The 16,751-nt window shown below is 39.7% G+C and carries 19 protein-coding genes; all 19 read left to right on the forward strand.

Going from position 1 to position 16,751, the window contains the following annotated elements:
• Positions 1-22: 22 nt before the first annotated feature.
• Positions 23-478 carry a flagellar basal body rod protein FlgC gene (flgC, locus tag BM102_RS07445; RefSeq protein WP_090480563.1) on the forward strand — a complete coding sequence of 152 codons (456 nt, stop codon included), beginning with the start codon at positions 23-25 and terminating at the stop codon, positions 476-478.
• A gap of 17 nt (positions 479-495) precedes the next feature.
• Entirely contained in the window at positions 496-798 is a 303-nt protein-coding gene (fliE, locus tag BM102_RS07450; RefSeq protein ID WP_033153968.1) for a flagellar hook-basal body complex protein FliE, read from the forward strand.
• Positions 799-824: 26 nt separating this feature from the next.
• Positions 825-2,435 (forward strand): flagellar M-ring protein FliF C-terminal domain-containing protein, encoded by a 1,611-nt coding sequence (locus tag BM102_RS07455; RefSeq protein WP_090480566.1) that lies wholly within the window; start codon positions 825-827, stop codon positions 2,433-2,435.
• A gap of 3 nt (positions 2,436-2,438) precedes the next feature.
• Positions 2,439-3,446 (forward strand): flagellar motor switch protein FliG, encoded by a 1,008-nt coding sequence (gene fliG, locus BM102_RS07460; protein WP_033153970.1) that lies wholly within the window; start codon positions 2,439-2,441, stop codon positions 3,444-3,446.
• Positions 3,439-4,326, forward strand: a complete 888-nt coding sequence (locus BM102_RS07465; RefSeq protein ID WP_090480569.1) for a FliH/SctL family protein — start codon at positions 3,439-3,441, stop codon at positions 4,324-4,326. The genes fliG and BM102_RS07465 overlap by 8 nt, the downstream gene beginning before the upstream one ends.
• 10 nt (positions 4,327-4,336) lie before the next feature.
• The gene (fliI, locus tag BM102_RS07470) at positions 4,337-5,647 is read left to right on the forward strand and encodes a flagellar protein export ATPase FliI (protein WP_305809632.1); all 1,311 of its coding nucleotides are present in this window, start codon (positions 4,337-4,339) and stop codon (positions 5,645-5,647) included.
• Positions 5,648-5,660: 13 nt separating this feature from the next.
• Positions 5,661-6,116, forward strand: coding sequence for a flagellar export protein FliJ (fliJ, locus tag BM102_RS07475; RefSeq protein WP_044934116.1), 456 nt, complete (start codon positions 5,661-5,663; stop codon positions 6,114-6,116).
• 3 nt (positions 6,117-6,119) lie between these two features.
• Positions 6,120-6,980 carry a MotE family protein gene (locus BM102_RS07480; RefSeq protein WP_044934118.1) on the forward strand — a complete coding sequence of 287 codons (861 nt, stop codon included), beginning with the start codon at positions 6,120-6,122 and terminating at the stop codon, positions 6,978-6,980.
• Positions 6,981-7,028: 48 nt separating this feature from the next.
• A complete protein-coding gene (locus BM102_RS07485) occupies positions 7,029-8,474 on the forward strand; it encodes a flagellar hook-length control protein FliK (protein ID WP_090480572.1) in 1,446 nt (481 codons plus the stop codon).
• Positions 8,475-8,490: 16 nt separating this feature from the next.
• Entirely contained in the window at positions 8,491-9,204 is a 714-nt protein-coding gene (locus BM102_RS07490) for a flagellar hook assembly protein FlgD (RefSeq protein ID WP_090394032.1), read from the forward strand.
• Between the two features lie 14 nt (positions 9,205-9,218).
• Complete coding sequence (locus BM102_RS07495; protein WP_044934120.1) at positions 9,219-9,620, forward strand: TIGR02530 family flagellar biosynthesis protein; 402 nt, start codon at positions 9,219-9,221, stop codon at positions 9,618-9,620.
• Between the two features lie 89 nt (positions 9,621-9,709).
• On the forward strand, positions 9,710-11,347 hold the full coding sequence (locus tag BM102_RS07500) for a flagellar hook protein FlgE (RefSeq protein WP_090480575.1): 1,638 nt from the start codon (positions 9,710-9,712) through the stop codon (positions 11,345-11,347).
• 235 nt (positions 11,348-11,582) lie between these two features.
• Positions 11,583-12,389: a motility protein A gene (locus tag BM102_RS07505; protein ID WP_442960134.1), complete on the forward strand. Its 807-nt coding sequence runs from the start codon at positions 11,583-11,585 to the stop codon at positions 12,387-12,389.
• A complete protein-coding gene (locus tag BM102_RS07510) occupies positions 12,389-13,291 on the forward strand; it encodes an OmpA/MotB family protein (RefSeq protein ID WP_044934126.1) in 903 nt (300 codons plus the stop codon). The genes BM102_RS07505 and BM102_RS07510 overlap by 1 nt, the downstream gene beginning before the upstream one ends.
• A gap of 11 nt (positions 13,292-13,302) precedes the next feature.
• Complete coding sequence (locus tag BM102_RS07515; RefSeq protein WP_044934128.1) at positions 13,303-13,815, forward strand: SPFH domain-containing protein; 513 nt, start codon at positions 13,303-13,305, stop codon at positions 13,813-13,815.
• Positions 13,816-13,857: 42 nt separating this feature from the next.
• Positions 13,858-14,838: a flagellar motor switch protein FliM gene (gene fliM / locus BM102_RS07520; protein WP_033153980.1), complete on the forward strand. Its 981-nt coding sequence runs from the start codon at positions 13,858-13,860 to the stop codon at positions 14,836-14,838.
• A 1-nt stretch (position 14,839) separates the two neighbouring features.
• Positions 14,840-15,997, forward strand: a complete 1,158-nt coding sequence (fliY, locus tag BM102_RS07525) for a flagellar motor switch phosphatase FliY (RefSeq protein WP_090480577.1) — start codon at positions 14,840-14,842, stop codon at positions 15,995-15,997.
• Positions 15,998-16,019: 22 nt separating this feature from the next.
• Positions 16,020-16,382, forward strand: a complete 363-nt coding sequence (locus BM102_RS07530; RefSeq protein WP_044934133.1) for a response regulator — start codon at positions 16,020-16,022, stop codon at positions 16,380-16,382.
• Positions 16,383-16,423: 41 nt separating this feature from the next.
• Positions 16,424-16,750, forward strand: coding sequence for a flagellar biosynthetic protein FliO (locus BM102_RS07535; protein WP_177175702.1), 327 nt, complete (start codon positions 16,424-16,426; stop codon positions 16,748-16,750).
• Position 16,751 lies beyond the last annotated feature (1 nt).

The following is a 16,751-nucleotide window of genomic DNA, read 5'->3' on the forward strand; positions in this document are numbered from 1 at the left end:
TTAAATAAACGGAGGAAAGGCTATGGGATTATTTCAACCTTTTGACATTGCTGCATCAGGTATGACAGCACAGCGTTTCAGAATGGATGTTATCGCTGAAAATATTGCAAATGTCAACACCACTCGTACAGAGAATGGTGGCCCTTACACACGTAAAATAGTTACATTTCAGGAAAAACAGTTAAAGGCGGGCAATCCTTCTTTTAGAAATATTCTCAAAGAGAGTACAGCTGCATATAATGGAAATGGTGTAAAGGTTTCGAAGGTATCTGAGGATACAGAGACAGACTACATCATGGAGTACGATCCATCTCATCCAGATGCTGACGAAAATGGATACGTTAGATATCCAAATGTAAACACTGTTACAGAGATGACTAACCTTATCGATGCCAGCCGTGCATACGAAGCAAATACCACTGCATTCCAGGCTATTAAGTCAATGGCGACAAGCGGTATTTCAATTGGACAGGGATGATATTAAAGGAGAATTAAATGGACGTTAGTTCTATTCAGAGTTTATATGGCGCAACGCCAGTTACATCAAGCGAAACAAAAGTAAACGCAGATACAGGATTTCAAAGCATGCTTAATTCTGTTATGAGCTTATTAGAGGACACAAACTCACAGATTCAACAGGCTCATAAAGAAGAAGTTGCGTTTCAGCTTGGTGAGACAGACAACACTCATGATTTGATGATTGCAGAGCAGAAGGCAAACATTGCATTACAGTATACAGTTGCGGTACGTGATAGAGTGCTTGAGGCTTATCAGCAGATTATGCAGATGCAGGTCTAATTAGGTATTATTAAAGGGAGAACAATATGCCAGAACAAATTCAAGCTATCATTAATCGAATACTTGAATGGTGGAGAAAGTTTACTAGAAGACAGCAGGTGTTGATAGTATCAATTACTGCTGTTGTTATTGTGTCATTTATAATATTAGGAGTGATTATTTCTCGTCCTACTATGGTTCAGTTGATTCAGTGTGAGGACGGAGTGCAGGCAGCATCGGTTAAACAGCTCCTTGACGACGAAGGAATCGCATACGAGACAAGTGAGGATGGCTTTACTTTCTATATTGAGGACAAGGATAAAGCTAATGCCAATGTTTTACTTGGATCTAATGATATTCCTAGTTCAGGATACTCTATCAACGATGTTGTAGACGGAAGCTTTTCTACAACCGAGGCTGACAAACAAAAGAAATATAAGCTTTATCTTGAAAATCAGTTTGAGGAAATGTTGGAGTCTCAGACTGCTGTTAATTCTGCAACAGTTATTCTTACTATTCCTGAGCAGGATGGAACAATTCTTGCTAGAGAAGCAGATTCATACGCCAATGTTACACTTGATTTAAATTCACAGATTTCAGGAGATACAGCTGCTGGCTTAGCTAGAGCGCTTGCTGTCAATCTTGGAAATGATGATACAGAGAATATCTTTATCATGGATACAAATGGTAATGTTTTATTCTCCGGTGGTGACGCAGTTTCAGCTGCAGGAAATGCTAGCGCAAATCAGGATGTTCGAGAAAGAGCTAGTAGTGAAATTGTAGATAGAGTGCATACTGTTTTGGAAGGAACAAACCTTTACGATGATATTTCTGTAGGCGTTAATCTTTCAATGAATTTCGATGAAAACAGTTATGTTACTTACGATTATTCTGTAGATGAAGGTCGTACAGAAGGTTATTTGGACAGTGAGTCAGGTTCAAACTCAACCAACACTTCAGGTGCAGGTGGCGTGCCAGGTACAGATTCAAATGACGACGATACTACTTATGTAATCGAGGATGGTACTGAGTCTGAAAGCACAACAGAAGAATTTTACAAGGATTATCTTCCAGATGAAACCATCACAAATCACACAGATGAAATGGGTAAGAGAGAGCTTGAAAATTCTTCAATTTCTGTTACCTGTAAAACATATGCAATCTACAATCAGGACAAGATGGAAGACGACGGTACTCTCGAGGAATTGGGACAGACATTTGATGAATTTGTAAAAGAAAATTCTGATCCAGTTCAGCTTGAGGTTACAGATGATATTGTAGAAGTAGTTGCGCAGGCTACAGGATTCCCAACATCAAGCGTTAAAATCGTAGCTTACGAGATTCCAATGTTCCAGTATTCTGAAGGTTCAGGAATTGGTCTTACAGATATCCTTCAGATTGTACTTGCAGCACTTATCTTCTTAATGCTCGGCTTCGTTGTATTCAGAAGCATTCGTACAGAAGAAGAGGAGCCTGTGGAGCAGGAGCTTACAATTGATGATTTGATTGCTTCTACACAGGAAGAGGAAGAAGAGCTTGAGGACATCGGTTATACAGAGAAGTCCGAAGCTCGAATATTAATAGAAAAATTCGTAGACGAAAAACCAGAGGCTGTAGCACAGCTTTTGAGAAATTGGCTAAACGAGGATTGGGGATAAGCTATGGCTACTGAAGATTTAAATGGCGTACAAAAAGCGGCTATACTTCTTATCGCTCTTGGTCCGGAGAAGTCTGCTCAGATATTTAAACATCTCAAGGAAGAGGAAATCGAAGAATTAACACTTGAGATTGCTAATACCAGGAGCATTTCTCCTGCCTTGAAGGAAGAAGTTATAGAAGAGTTCTATCAGGTTTGTCTTGCACAGCAATATATCGCAGAAGGTGGTATTGGCTACGCAAAAGAGCTTTTGGAAAAGGCTCTTGGCGACGACAGGGCTCAGGACGTTATCACAAAGCTTACTGCATCTTTGCAGGTTCGACCATTCGAGTTCATTCGAAAGACCGAGCCTTCTCAGGTGTTGAACTTCATACAGGACGAACATCCACAGACAATTGCTATGATTCTGTCATATCTGTCTGCTGGTCAGGCATCCCTTATTATCGGTGCTTTGCCTCCAGAAAAGCAGGCTGATGTTGCGAAGCGTATTGCTATGATGGATAGAACCAGTCCTGAAGTTATTAAAGAGGTTGAGCGAGTGCTTGAAAGAAAGCTTTCTTCACTTATCAATCAGGATTACACTATCGCCGGCGGTGTAGATGCGGTAGTAAACATTTTGAATACAGTAGACCGTGGTACAGAAAAGCGTATCATGGAGTCTCTGGAAATCGAAGAGCCAGAGCTTGCTGAAGAAATCAGAAAGAAGATGTTCGTATTCGAGGATATCTTGCTTCTTGATGATAGAGCTATTCAGCGTGTTCTTAGAGATGTTGATAACTCTGATCTTGGTGTGGCTCTTAAGGGAGCAAATGATGAGGTTCAGGCGGCTATATTCAAGAACCTTTCTTCTCGTCTTGCTGCAATGATCAAGGAAGATATGGAATTCATGGGCCCTGTACGTATGAAAGATGTAGAGGAAGCACAGCAGAAGATTGTAGGTATAATCAGAAAGCTGGAGGATTCCGCAGAGATTGTAATTTCAAGAGGTGGAGGAGACGAGCTTGTTGTCTAGTAATAATGTCATTTACGGCTTCCAGGTTGCACCAAATGTTCCAGATGAGGAAGGCGAAACTGATCAGCTTGTAATTGACTCAAATGAATTAGCTAAGCAGCTGATTCTTAAACAAGAAAGAGAATATAAAGCGAAGCTTCTCGAAGAAGAGCGAGAGCGTCGTTTAGCAGCTATGCGTGAAGCTGGCGAGGAAATTCCTGATGGAATGGATGCTGATGAGTTCTTAGGCTTAGCCGATACTATCATGCAAAAGGATGAGCCGGATGTATCTGCTCAGGTAGAAGAGCTTTTGGAAGACGCCAGAAATCAAGCACAGGCTATTATTGATGATGCGAATGCTCAGGCTCAGGAGATTCTTAATGCAGCACAGCTTAATGCTGATGCTATGAAAAATCTTGCTCGTCAGGATGGCGAGAAAGAAGGATACAACGAAGGTACTCAAAGAGCTGCTCTTGAGTTGCAAGATGCTCAGCAACAAATGCGAGCAGAGGTTGAACGTGTCCAAAATGAATATATGGAGCGTCAGCTTCAAATGGAGCGAGAAATCGTAGAAATGTGCCTTCCTGTATTTGAGCATGTGTTTGCTGCAGAGTTATCAGGTCGAAAGGATGTAATATATCATCTTTTAGATCATTGTATTATGAAAATTGAGCGTACTGGCCAGATGCAAATCAAGGTCAGCGATGCAAATGCAGAATATATAAAGAGCAAAAAAGATGAGATTCAAGGAAAGGTAGGAGCTGAGGTAGGACTTGATATTATCGCAGATCCCCTTTTGAATGATGACCAGTGCATTATCGAGACTGATGGTGGAATTTTCGACTGCAGTATTGATACCGAACTGGATAATCTTATTAGAGAGATAAAAGCCTTGAACTAAGGAGAATGATTTGGACCAAAATTCACTAATGCAGCTTGTTGAAAAGGATTATTTTAAATCTCTCGGCAAGGTGGTTAAAGTAGTTGGACTTACAATTGAATCAGTTGGGCCTGAGGCCAAGCTACGTGATTTATGTGAAATCATTGTAGAAGGCTCTGAGGAAAGAATAAAAGCAGAGGTTGTCGGTTTTAAAGATAAACGTCTGCTTTTGATGCCTTATGAGAATGTAGAGGGAATCGGCGTAGGATGTATGGTTGAAAATACTGGGCATCCTCTGGAGGTTGCTGTTGGAAATGAGTTATTAGGCCATTTGGTTGATGGACTTGGAGTGCCATCGGATGTTGATGATTTAACTCAGTTTGACAACATGGTTAATTATCCTGCAGAAGCTGATCCACCAGATCCAATGTCTCGTGTAATCATAAAGGAGCCTTTGTCTTTAGGGGTCAAGGCTGTTGATGGTTTGATTACTGTAGGTAAGGGACAGAGAATTGGTATTTTTGCTGGCTCAGGTGTTGGTAAATCTACACTTATGGGTATGTTCGCTAGAAATACAAAGGCTGAAATAAATGTTATCGCTCTTATTGGAGAACGTGGACGAGAGGTTAGAGAATTCGTAGAAAATGATTTGGGCCCAGAAGGTATGGCTCGTTCCGTAGTAGTTTGTGCTACCTCTGATAAGCCGGCCCTAATCAGAAAGAAAGCTGCTTTGACAGCTACTGCAATTGCTGAATACTTTAGAGACCAGGGAAAAGACGTCCTTCTTATGATGGATTCACTGACTCGTTTTTCTATGGCGCAAAGAGAAATCGGCCTTGCATCAGGTGAGCCTCCTGTTACAAGAGGATATCCACCTTCAGTATATTCGGAAATGCCTCGTCTTTTGGAGAGAGCAGGCAATTCTGCCGTTGGTTCAATTACAGGTCTTTATACCGTACTCGTTGATGGTGATGATTTTAACGAACCTATCACTGATACAGCCCGTTCAATTTTGGATGGACATATTATGCTTAACAGAAAGTTGGCTCAAAAGAATCATTACCCTGCTATTGATGTGCTACAGTCTATTTCCAGAGTTATGTCTGCTGTAGCTACACCAGAGCATAAGGCCGTGGCAGGTAAGCTTAAAAATGTTCTTGCTACCTATCAAGAAGCAGAAGATTTGATAAATATTGGCGCATACAAAAATGGTTCAAACAAATCTATTGATTATGCTATTAAAAAGATCGATGCGGTTAACGAATTCTTGTTACAGCAGACACATGATAGATTTGAGTATGATGATATTATTGAGCAAATGACAGCTATATTCCAGGATTAATAAGGAGTGAATTATGGCGAAGTTTGTTTACAGAATGCAAAACATTCTTGAGCTAAAACAGAAAATCGAAGAACAAGAGAAAGCTAATTTTGGAATGGCGACTGCCAGGTTCAACGAAGAGCAGCAAAAGCTGCGAGAGTTGATGATTAAGCAGGCAGGCTATGAAAGACAGTTAAAAGAGCTTTCTATTGGTGATATTGATATTAGTAAAATCAAAACCTGCAAAAATGCAATTTCTTCGATGAAGGTTGCCCTTCGTGATCAAATGATAGAGCTTTCAAAGGCCCAAAAAGCAATGGAAGTTGCTAGAAAAAAGCTTAATGAAGTCATGATGGAGCGAAAGATGCATGAAAAGCTTAGAGAGCATGCGTTTGAGGAGTTCCTGGATGAGCTTGATTATGAAGAAAGCAAGATAACAGATGAGTTGGTAAGTTATTCATATTTTAATGCAGAGAAAGAGGAAGAGTAAGTTATGGCAGATGTAACAGAAGAAGTAGGAAGCACTACTGAAGAAGATCCAAAGGCTGCAAAGAAAGCTGAAAAAGAAGCAAAAAAGGCTGAGAAACAGGCTAAAAAAGATGCTAAGAATAACGGCGAAGAGGGAGCTGATGATGAGGAAAGCTTAGGTATTGGCGGAAAACTTATCATGGGCTTTGTTGTGCTGTTGATTATTCTGATTTGGCTTGTTATTTTTGCGTTCCTTGTAAAGATGGACGTTGGTGGATTTGGTTCGACAGTGCTATTTCCTGTTTTAAAGGATGTACCATATGTTAATCGAATCTTACCTGGTATTGAGGAATACATCCCGGCAGAAGAAGATGAATATGCAGCTTATACTACAGTTGAAGAGGCTGTAGATCGAATCAAAGAACTTGAGGTGGAAATAGAAGAACTCAAGGAAACAGGCACACAAAATAGTGATTATATTGCAGAATTAGAGGCGGCTTCAGCAGAACTTGCTGAATACAAGGCTAACGAGGCAGCATTCGAAGAAACTAAAGAAAAATTTTATGAAGAGGTTGTTTTTTCGGATAATGCACCCGATATAAATGAATATAAGACTTACTATGAGTCTATAGAGCCTGAGAATGCTGAAGCTATCTATAAACAGGTGGTTTCTCAAATCCAAACGGATGAAGAAATCGAAGATTATGTTAAGGCATATTCAAGCATGAAAGCCAAAGATGCAGCTGCCATATTTGATACTATGACAGATGATTTTGACCTTGTATGCGAGATTCTCTCAGCTATGGACGCTAGTACAAGGGCAGATATTTTAGCTGCTATGTCCGAAGAAAATGCAGCTATTATAACCAAGATGATGGAGCCTTAGTCTTATATTTGCAATTTGAAAAGAGAATATAAGAAAGGAGGACAACACATGACAAGTAGCAATGTTTCTAACTTGCTGGTTCAAGTGGGAAATGTCAATGTGGATCTTGTGGATGCTAAAGCAGAGCTTCCAAAATCAGGATTTGGATTTGACAAAACATTGCAGAATGCCATCAAGCCTAGTGATGTACCTGCACCTGCGGATAATTCTAGTCAAGCAGATGTAAGCAACAAATCCTTCAGTGTATCAAAGGAACCAAAGGTTATCAAAGCCGAAGAAAAGCCTGATACAGTAAATGAAGAAGTTGTTGAGAAGGTAAATGAAGCGGTAGACAAAGTTAAGGCGGTCATTGAGGAAGAGCTGGATGTTACTGAAGAAGACATTGAAAAAGCAATGGAAACTTTAGGGCTTACGGTTATCGATTTATTAAATCCTCAGGATTTAGCTCAGCTTGTAGCTACACTTACAGGCGAGAATGATTCTATCGCATTAGTAATGAGCGATGAATTTAAAGGTATTCTTGATGTAGTTAATGAACTCACAAATCAGCTATTTGAAGAAACAGGTATTTCCTTTGTTGAGGTAAAGGATATTGTTATTTCTTATGCTTCACAGGAAATGATTGATGTGGATGTGCCTAAGGACGAAAGCCTTACCCAGGTTAATCCTGAAGAGGTTCTTGAGGTTGCTGAAGAGATGCCAGAGGAGCCAGCGACAGTCCAGGTTGAAACAACTATTGTTAAGCCTGAGGATAGCTCTGAAAGTACAGATTTTGTATCAGAAGATACAGAACCAAGTCAGCAAATCACATTAAAAGAAAGTGTTGATGTAAAGCAGTCTGATTCAGAAGATTCATCTTTTGAACAGCCTAATGCTAAAACTCAAGAAAACGTAGTTTTAAAACAGGCTACAAAGCCTTCAGAACCAATTATTCGAAATGATGGAATGATTTTTGGAGAACCAAGAATCGAGATTCAATTCTCGCCAGAAGAACAGTTGGTATCACTTCCTACAGGTCAGACAGTTTCATCTGAGGAAATTGTTAACCAGTTAGTTGAACAGGCTAGGATTCTTAATGAGGCAGAATCTACAACAATGGAAATGACTCTTAACCCAGAGGGATTAGGAAAGATTTTCATGGAGGTCACTCAAAAGGGTGATGAAATAACTGCAAGAATTTTCACTGAGAATGATGCAGTTAAACAGGCGTTAGAGTCTCAAATGGCAAATCTTCGTGTAGAGATGACTCAAAATAGTTCCGCTAAGGTTACTTCAATCGAAGTTTCAGTTGGAACACATGAGTTTGAAAAGAATCTTGAAGAAGATGCTAGAAATGAGCAAAGACGTGATGAACAGGCAAATCAGTCAGAAAAACGAAGCAGCAGAATTAATCTTAACAGCATGGATGATTTGACAGGGCTCATGTCGGAAGAAGATATTCTTATAGCTCAGATGATGAAAGATAATGGTAATACATTAGATTTCCAAGCATAACGGGAGGAGGAAATAAATGGCGGAAGATTTATTAGTTGGTGCGCTTACTAATGGGCAGTACAAAAAGACAACTGCTTCAACAGAAGCAACTAAAAGCGAAACTACAAATTCTACTTCAAAAACAGCATCTAAAAACAACGGTACTGAATATAATCAGGAAATGTTTTTAAAGCTTTTGACAGCAGAAATGCAGTATCAGGATCCATTGGAGCCAACAGACAACAGTCAGTACGTTACACAGCTTGCATCATTTACACAGATTGAAACACTTCAGACAGTTAAATCTAGTATGGAAAGCCTTCAGGCCAACAGTATGGTTGGAAAGGTTGTTTCGCTTACATCTGATGGTAAAACTGTTGAAGGCAAGGTTGATTACGTCACAAAAGACGATGATGATGTCATGAAGGTATCAGTTAATGGTAAGTTGTATGACATGTCTAAAATCGATTCTGTTGTTGATGAGGAGTACTACACTGCTAAGTATCTTTCAAGTCTTTTGACAGATGCTATCAATGCACTTCCAAAGGTAGAGGAAGTTACTCTTAAGGACGAAGAGAAGATTGCTACAGCAACTGGTTACGTCAACGCAATGGATGCATATAGCCTTTCATTTGTTAACGAAGACTTAATCAAAAAGTACAACGAAGTAGTTTCACAGTTTGAAAAACTAAAATCTGCAAAAGAAGCTGCCGATAAAGAAAGTGAAGAGGCGGCAGTAGAAGAAGCTTAATTAGGAGGGATAAAATGAGCAATTTAAATATTAATCCAAATTTCACCTCCATTGAGCAGGTAGCTGGAACATATCTTAACCCAGCTCAAGAGTCCAGACCACTGGGCAACCTTAACGGTGCATCCTTTGAGGATATTTTTAAGCAGAAGCTTGAAAGCGCTTCAGAGCTTAAGTTTTCAAAGCATGCCACTCAGAGACTTGATGATAGAAATATTAAGCTTTCTGAGGAACAATCCCTTAGACTTGAAGAAGGCGTACAGAAAGCCTCTGAAAAGGGAATTACTGATTCTTTAGTATTAGTTGATACATTGGCATTTATCGTTAATGTACCTAATCAAACCGTAGTTACAGCTATGGATCAGACTGAATCAGACGAAAACATTTTTACAAATATTGACGGTGCTGTTATAGTTTAGCTGGACCTTATGGAAGCTAATTGTTCCCGACTGACAGAAGGAACAAACAGTCACCTCAATAGCATTATGCTTTGAGGAGGTCATTCATTATGATGAGATCACTTTTCTCTGGTGTTGCAGGTCTTAAGACACACCAGACAAAGATGGATGTTATTGGTAATAACATCTCCAACGTAAACACAGTTGCGTTCAAATCATCTTCAACCACTTTTTCTGATATTATGTATCAGACAACTTCACAGGCATCAGGCGCCACAGAAAACCGTGGTGGTACAAATGCTAAGCAGATAGGTCTTGGTGTTACTAATGGAGCAACAAAAATTTCCATTACTTCATCAGGTGCTGCTCAGTCTACTGGTGATGCTCTTGATATCAGACTTTCTGATACAAACTCAACAAATTTCTTTATCGTTAATAACGGTTCTGAAAACGTATTTACAAGAGCTGGTTCATTCTATATCGATGGTAATGGTAACCTTGCCATGACAACAACTGGTTATCTTGTAATGGGATGGCAGACAGATACTACTAGTGGAACTCCTGTTGTTATTCAGGATACAGTTTCTCCACTTAGAGTTATGGCACCTGAAAATCTTACAAGTGCACCAGAAGCAACTACACAGGCTAACTTCAGCGGTGTAATCGATAAAAACGATACACAGTTTAGCTCTACAAATGGTTATGTTCGTTCATTTACTATCTATGATAACCTTGGTTATTCTTACACAGCTAAGTTCTCATTTAAGCTTGTAAATGGAACAAAAGGCGAATACACTGTAGAGCTTACTAACTTATACGATCAGGATAATAACGATTTGCTTGCAAAATATGTAGCTGATGGCGGAAACAAGTCAGATATTTTTGGTACTACAAACCCTGTAGATCATACATATTCAGCTGCAGATGGTAGTAACTACACATTCGGTAATACAACTACTGGTGATTTAGCTCTTTATGTAAATGGAGATACAACTGTTCCATATCTTTACGATGCAGCTTCTCAGACATTTAGCAATGGAACAACATCAATTCCTTTAGCATCTGCAGTAGCAGGCTTGTCAACTGATGATACTGTTACAGGAGTTACTTATGCAAGTGATTCTACACTTACTATTACAACAACTACTATAAGCTATGATCTTAAGTTTGATACAAGCAAAGGTAATCTTACATCTGCAGGAGAAGATGGACAGTCACAGCTTGTAATGAACACTTCTTTACTTGGACCTAATAGAGCTGACGCTGCATTGGCAGATGTTACAATTGATTTTTCGCTTCTTACAATGTATGACAACGGTGGAACATCTACAGCTGTTGGTAACAGAGGTACATCTGAGGATGCTTCTGTTGGAGCAGGTAAGAAGCTTGGTACTATGACAGGTCTTTCAGTATCAAGTGACGGACGAATTTTTGGTTCATATAGCAATGGTAATACAGTTCTTTTAGGGCAGATTCCAGTAGCACAGTTTGCTAATGCATCTGGTCTTGAGGAAATGGGTGATAACTGTTATAAGACAACACTTAACTCAGGCGAGTTCGATGGTATTGGACTTGTAGTTTCAGCTGATGGTTCTGCAATGAACACAGGACAGCTTGAAATGTCTAACGTTGATTTGTCTGCAGAGTTTACTGATATGATTACTACACAGCGTGGTTTCCAGGCAAACTCACGTATTATCACAGTATCAGATACAATGCTTGAGGAACTTATTAATCTTAAGCGTTAATAATTTATAGTCTCTAAAAGCCAAGTCGTTAAGGCTTGGCTTTTTTGCTGAAAATCTAAAAATTCTGTGAAGAAACTATATTTTGTGGTTTGGACATGGAAAAAACACAATAATATGAGACGATTTTACTGATAAAAGTAGACAATAATTTATAAATCTAGTAAAATAATCACAAAAGTGTATACCGTGTATTTCTATACATTTTACTAGTTTTTACTCAATTTTTTATAGGATGGTGATTGCTTTGGATATAGCTTCTTTAGCTGGTTTAGTACTCGGTGTCGTAATGGTTATCTTCGGTATCGTGTCTTCTGGTGGTGTCGCAGCCATGGCAAACTTCATAGATGTTCCATCAGTTATTATTACTATCGGTGGTTCTTTGTCCTCTTGTATGGCGTGTAACAAAATGCCAGACTTTATCGGAGGACTTAAAGGTATCACACTAGCTATCAACGAACCAAAGGTTGGTAGCCCAGCTGATAGCATATCTCAGATTATAAATCTTGCGAATATTTCCAGAAAAGAAGGTATATTGGCACTTGAAGAAGCTGCCAATGGAATAGAAGATGAATTCCTTAAAAAGGGAATTAATCTGGTTGTAGATGGTACTGATCCTGAATTGGTTCGTGCTATTCTTGAAACTGATTTGGACTGTATGGAGGATAGACATAAAGTAACTATTAACTTCTGGTCTAAATGGGGTGAAATGGGACCTGCCTGGGGAATGATTGGTACACTGGTTGGTCTGGTAAACATGTTAAAAAACCTTGAGGATGCATCAACAATCGGTCCTAACATGGCGGTTGCGTTGCTTACAACTTTGTACGGTTCACTAATTGCAAACTGGCTTACAGGCCCAGTCGGTACAAAGCTTGGTGTTAACCATTCTCTCGAGGTTATGACAAAGAGTATTACTGTGGAAGGCTTACTTTCAATTCAAGCCGGTGAAAACCCACGTGTAATAGAAGAAAAGCTTAAATCCTTCTTGCCACCTGCATCTCGTGGTGCTATCGGCGAAGGCGAAGGAGGAGGTGAGGGCTAATGGCAAAGAAGCAAAAGCAAGAGGAAGCTCCTGCTGGTTCTCCTGCCTGGATGGCCACCTTCTCAGACTTGATGAACTTGCTACTATGTTTCTTCGTATTACTTTTCTCTATGTCTAGTACAGATACAGAAAAGTTTCAGGAAGTTATTGCAAGTATTCAGTCTAGCTTTAGTATTTTTTCTCAGGGCGGTACCTCAATTGGTGAGGGCCAGATGATATCATCAGGTATCAGTCAGCTTGAGATGTTTGACGACTATTTCAATAGTGTTCATGATGGCGATGATGAACAGTATGAAAAAGAAGGCGCAAGTGAAAATGAAAACGAGGGAGAACAATCAGAGGACGGCTCCGCTACAAATGAAGGGGATGTTAGTTCTAATGGAGTTTCTGTAGAGGAAGCTCAGGAAGCCCTTGAACAAGCTGGTGCAGGCGAAAGCGAATCAATCGCAGAAGAAATCGAGTCTCAGCTTAGTGAATATGGTCTTCAAGACCAGGTAGAAGTAGATTTTAATGCAAACTATGTAATGATTACCATCAATGGTGCGTTACTGTTTGATTCAGGTAAGGCAGTTCTTACAGATGATGCCCTTACTATTGTAGATAATCTTTCAAAGATACTTGCTCAGTATGATAACAATATCATCGAGGTAGAAGGTCATACAGATAATGTTCCAATGTCATCTGGAACTTATGAAAACAATGATGTGCTTTCAATGTATCGTGCACTTTATGTTGCAGATAGAATCAGAGAAGTCACAGATTTGAATCCAGCATACATTAAATCAGCTGGACGAGGAGAGTATGTACCTATTGCTGACAATAGTACAGCAGAAGGACGCGCTAGAAATAGACGCGTTGAAATCAAAATATATAATTCATACTCGTCAGATATAGCCGAGTAGAAAGGCAAATCATGAAAAAGAATTTGATTACAGTAATTATACTGGCACTGGTTGTTGTGAATCTTGTTCTTACAGCGGTTCTTACAATTACTATTATTCCTGAGACACAAAAGGCCAATGAGCTGATCACAAAGGTGTGCTCTGCAATCGATTTGGATTTGCAAGCAGGAGATACAGCTGGATCTCTTAGTATTGATGTGGCTGATATGGTAGATTATCCTGTTAATGGTGGCGAGACACTTACAATCAACCTTGTTGATGGATATGCAGTGCTTGGTATATCATTATCACTTGACAGCACAAACGAAGATTACGCTACTTATGCAGCTGATGGTACTTTGACGGCCCAGGACAATATCATTAGTGATAAAATAAATTCAGTTATTAAAAAGCATACAGTTCAGGAAATGATAGATAATGAAGATGAAATCAAAGAAGAGATTCTTGAAGAGCTTCAGACCTTATTTAAATCTTCATTTATCGTTAGAGTGAACTTCTCTAGTGCTACTTATCAGAAACAGTAATCTGTAAGTAGAAATTATTGGGACGAATGGTGGTGAGAAAGCTTGGGAGACGTTCTTTCACAAAACGAAATAGATAATCTGCTTAATGCGTTGACCAGTGGTGAGCTTGACGCCGAGGAGATTAAAAACAATAAAGAAAAACCAGTAAAGAACTACGATTTTGCTAGACCTTCTAAGTTTTCTAAGGAACACCTTAGAACAATGGAAATTATTTTTGAGCATTATGGCAGATTGTTATCAACAAACTTGCCTATATTCCTCAGAAAGAATATACAGGTAGAGGTTATGAACTCGGAAGCTGTTACATACATGGAGTTTTCAAATTCTCTATCAAATCCAGTTCTTTTAGGTATTGTAGATTTTTCTCCCCTTGAGGGAAATATTATCGTAGAAATGGCTTCTAATCTTGGCTTTGCCATGGTAGACAGAATGCTTGGCGGAGAGGGCGAACCTCTTGATAAGATTAGAGACTTTTCAGAAATAGAGCTTCTCATTATTGAGAGAGTAATGACATCATGCGTAGACTTGCTTAGGGAACCATGGGAAAACGTTTTGGATGTACATCCAAGACTTGAGCGAATTGAGACAAACTCACAGTTTGCTCAGATTATATCCCCTTCAGAGATGATTGCTATTGTTACAGTCAATATTAAAATTGGCGATGTAGAAGGTCTTATGAATATTTGTTTACCTTTTATTACATTAGAGCCAGTTATGGACAAATTGAACACAAAGTTCTGGTATAGTAGTCAGAAGGAGAAAACAGGTGAAAGCTATTCAGATGCTGTGGAAGCTTTAATTAATCACGCTAAGATACCTGTAAAGGCAGTTCTTGGCAATAGCACAATTACCGTTGCGGATTTTTCACAGCTTCAGGTTGGAGATATAGTCAGACTTGATACAAAAGTCGACGATGAGTTGGATGTTTTCGTGGGAGATATTAAGAAGTTCCAAGCCCTTCCGGGAGCATCAGGCAAAGATTATGCGGTTAGAGTGACACAAATTATAAGGGAGGAACAGTAGAATGGGCGATGGTGTATTATCACAGGATGAGATAAATGCACTACTTAGTGGCGGAATCCCCGATGCCCCAGCTGGCGAGCCATCATCTGGTGGCGGAGAGCTTTCAGAGCAGGAAATCGATACAATCGGTGAAGTTGCCAACATAAGCATGGGAAGTGCGGCCACAACTTTATTTTCTCTTGTTAATCAAAAGGTTGAGATTTCAACACCAGTTGTTAGCGAAACAAACTGGCAGGAATTAGCATCTGGTTACGACAACTCTTGTGTAGTTGTTCGTATTGGATATACAAAGGGTATTGATGGTAGCAACGTTCTTGTATTAAAAGAAAATGATGTTAAGGTCATTACCGACCTGATGATGGGCGGAGATGGAACCAATACAGATGGTGAAATTTCTGATCTTCATTTATCAGCTATTTCAGAGGCGATGAATCAGATGATGGGAGCTAGTGCAACCTCACTGTCATCAATGCTGAACAAAATGGTAGATATTTCACCACCAACAGCGCAGCTTACAGATTTAGCTACGATAGACGGTGGAGAGATAGATGAATTCTTGAAACACAATTTCGTAAGAATTGCTTTCAAGATGGAAATTGGAACATTGGTAGACAGTGAGATGATGCAGTTGTATCCAATCTCACTTGCCAAGGAAATGTGTGGTTCTGTTCTGAACAATATGGAATCTGATTCCAATTCGACAGTTGATGACGGTGTTGCAGAAGCTGCACCAGCACCAGCACCTGCTCCACAGGCTGCACCTCAAATGCAGGCACCACCTCAGATGGACCCAAATATGATGCAGGGACAGCCAATGCAGGGACAACCTATGATGCCATATATGTACGCTCCTGGACCTCAGGTAAATGTACAACCGGCACAGTTTACTCCATTTGGACCAGGCTTTGCAGCTCAGTTCGCTCAGGAGAATATCGACTTGATTCTTGACGTTCCTTTGGAAGTTACAGTAGAATTAGGTCGTACAAACAAAACAATCCAAGATATTTTGGATTTTGCACCAGGTACCATCATCGAGCTTAATAAAATAGCCGGTGAACCAATAGATGTACTTGTTAATGGCAAGTATGTGGCAAAAGGCGAGGTAGTAGTTATCGAAGAGTCTTTTGGCGTACGAATAACAGAAATTATCAAAGAATAAATATATTTAAGGAGATGAAGACATGGCAAAAAACATTTTAATCTGTGATGACGCTGCTTTCATGAGAATGATGATTAAGGACATTCTCACAAAGAATGGCTACAACGTAGTCGGAGAGGCTGAGAACGGAAAGATTGCTGTTGAAAAGTATTCAGAGCTTTCTCCAGATCTCGTTCTTCTTGACATCACAATGCCAGAAATGGATGGCATCGGGGCTCTTAAGGCTATCAAGGAAAAGGATCCTAATGCATGCGTTATCATGTGCTCTGCAATGGGACAGCAGGCAATGGTTATCGAGGCTATTCAGTCTGGTGCCAAGGATTTCATCGTTAAGCCATTCCAGGCTGAGCGTGTTCTTGAGGCTGTTAAGAAGGTTATCGGTTAATCATGCTATTTCTTTCAGCGGTTGGAGAGAGCATCTTTCAATTGATTTTTGCTTTAGTGGTATTCGTAGGAGTGCTTGCACTTACTGCGTTTGTCACTAAGTGGATTGCAGGTTATCAAAAGTCCCAGGGGCTCAATAGAAATCTTGAGATTGTAGAGGGCATCAGACTTGCAACCAATAAATATGTTCAGATTATTAGGGCAGGTGAGGATAGATATTTCGTGGTTGCAGTTGGCAAAGACGAAGTTACCCTTTTAGGGGAATTATCCTCATCTGAACTTAAAGAACTGGATACTACTGATACATCTGTACAGATGCCAGTAGATTTCAAATCGATTTTAGATAATCTTTCAAGAAAGAAAAATTAAC

It is taken from the genome of Pseudobutyrivibrio sp. JW11 (genome assembly GCF_900115355.1).
GTDB classification, from domain to species: Bacteria; Bacillota; Clostridia; order Lachnospirales; family Lachnospiraceae; genus Pseudobutyrivibrio; species Pseudobutyrivibrio ruminis.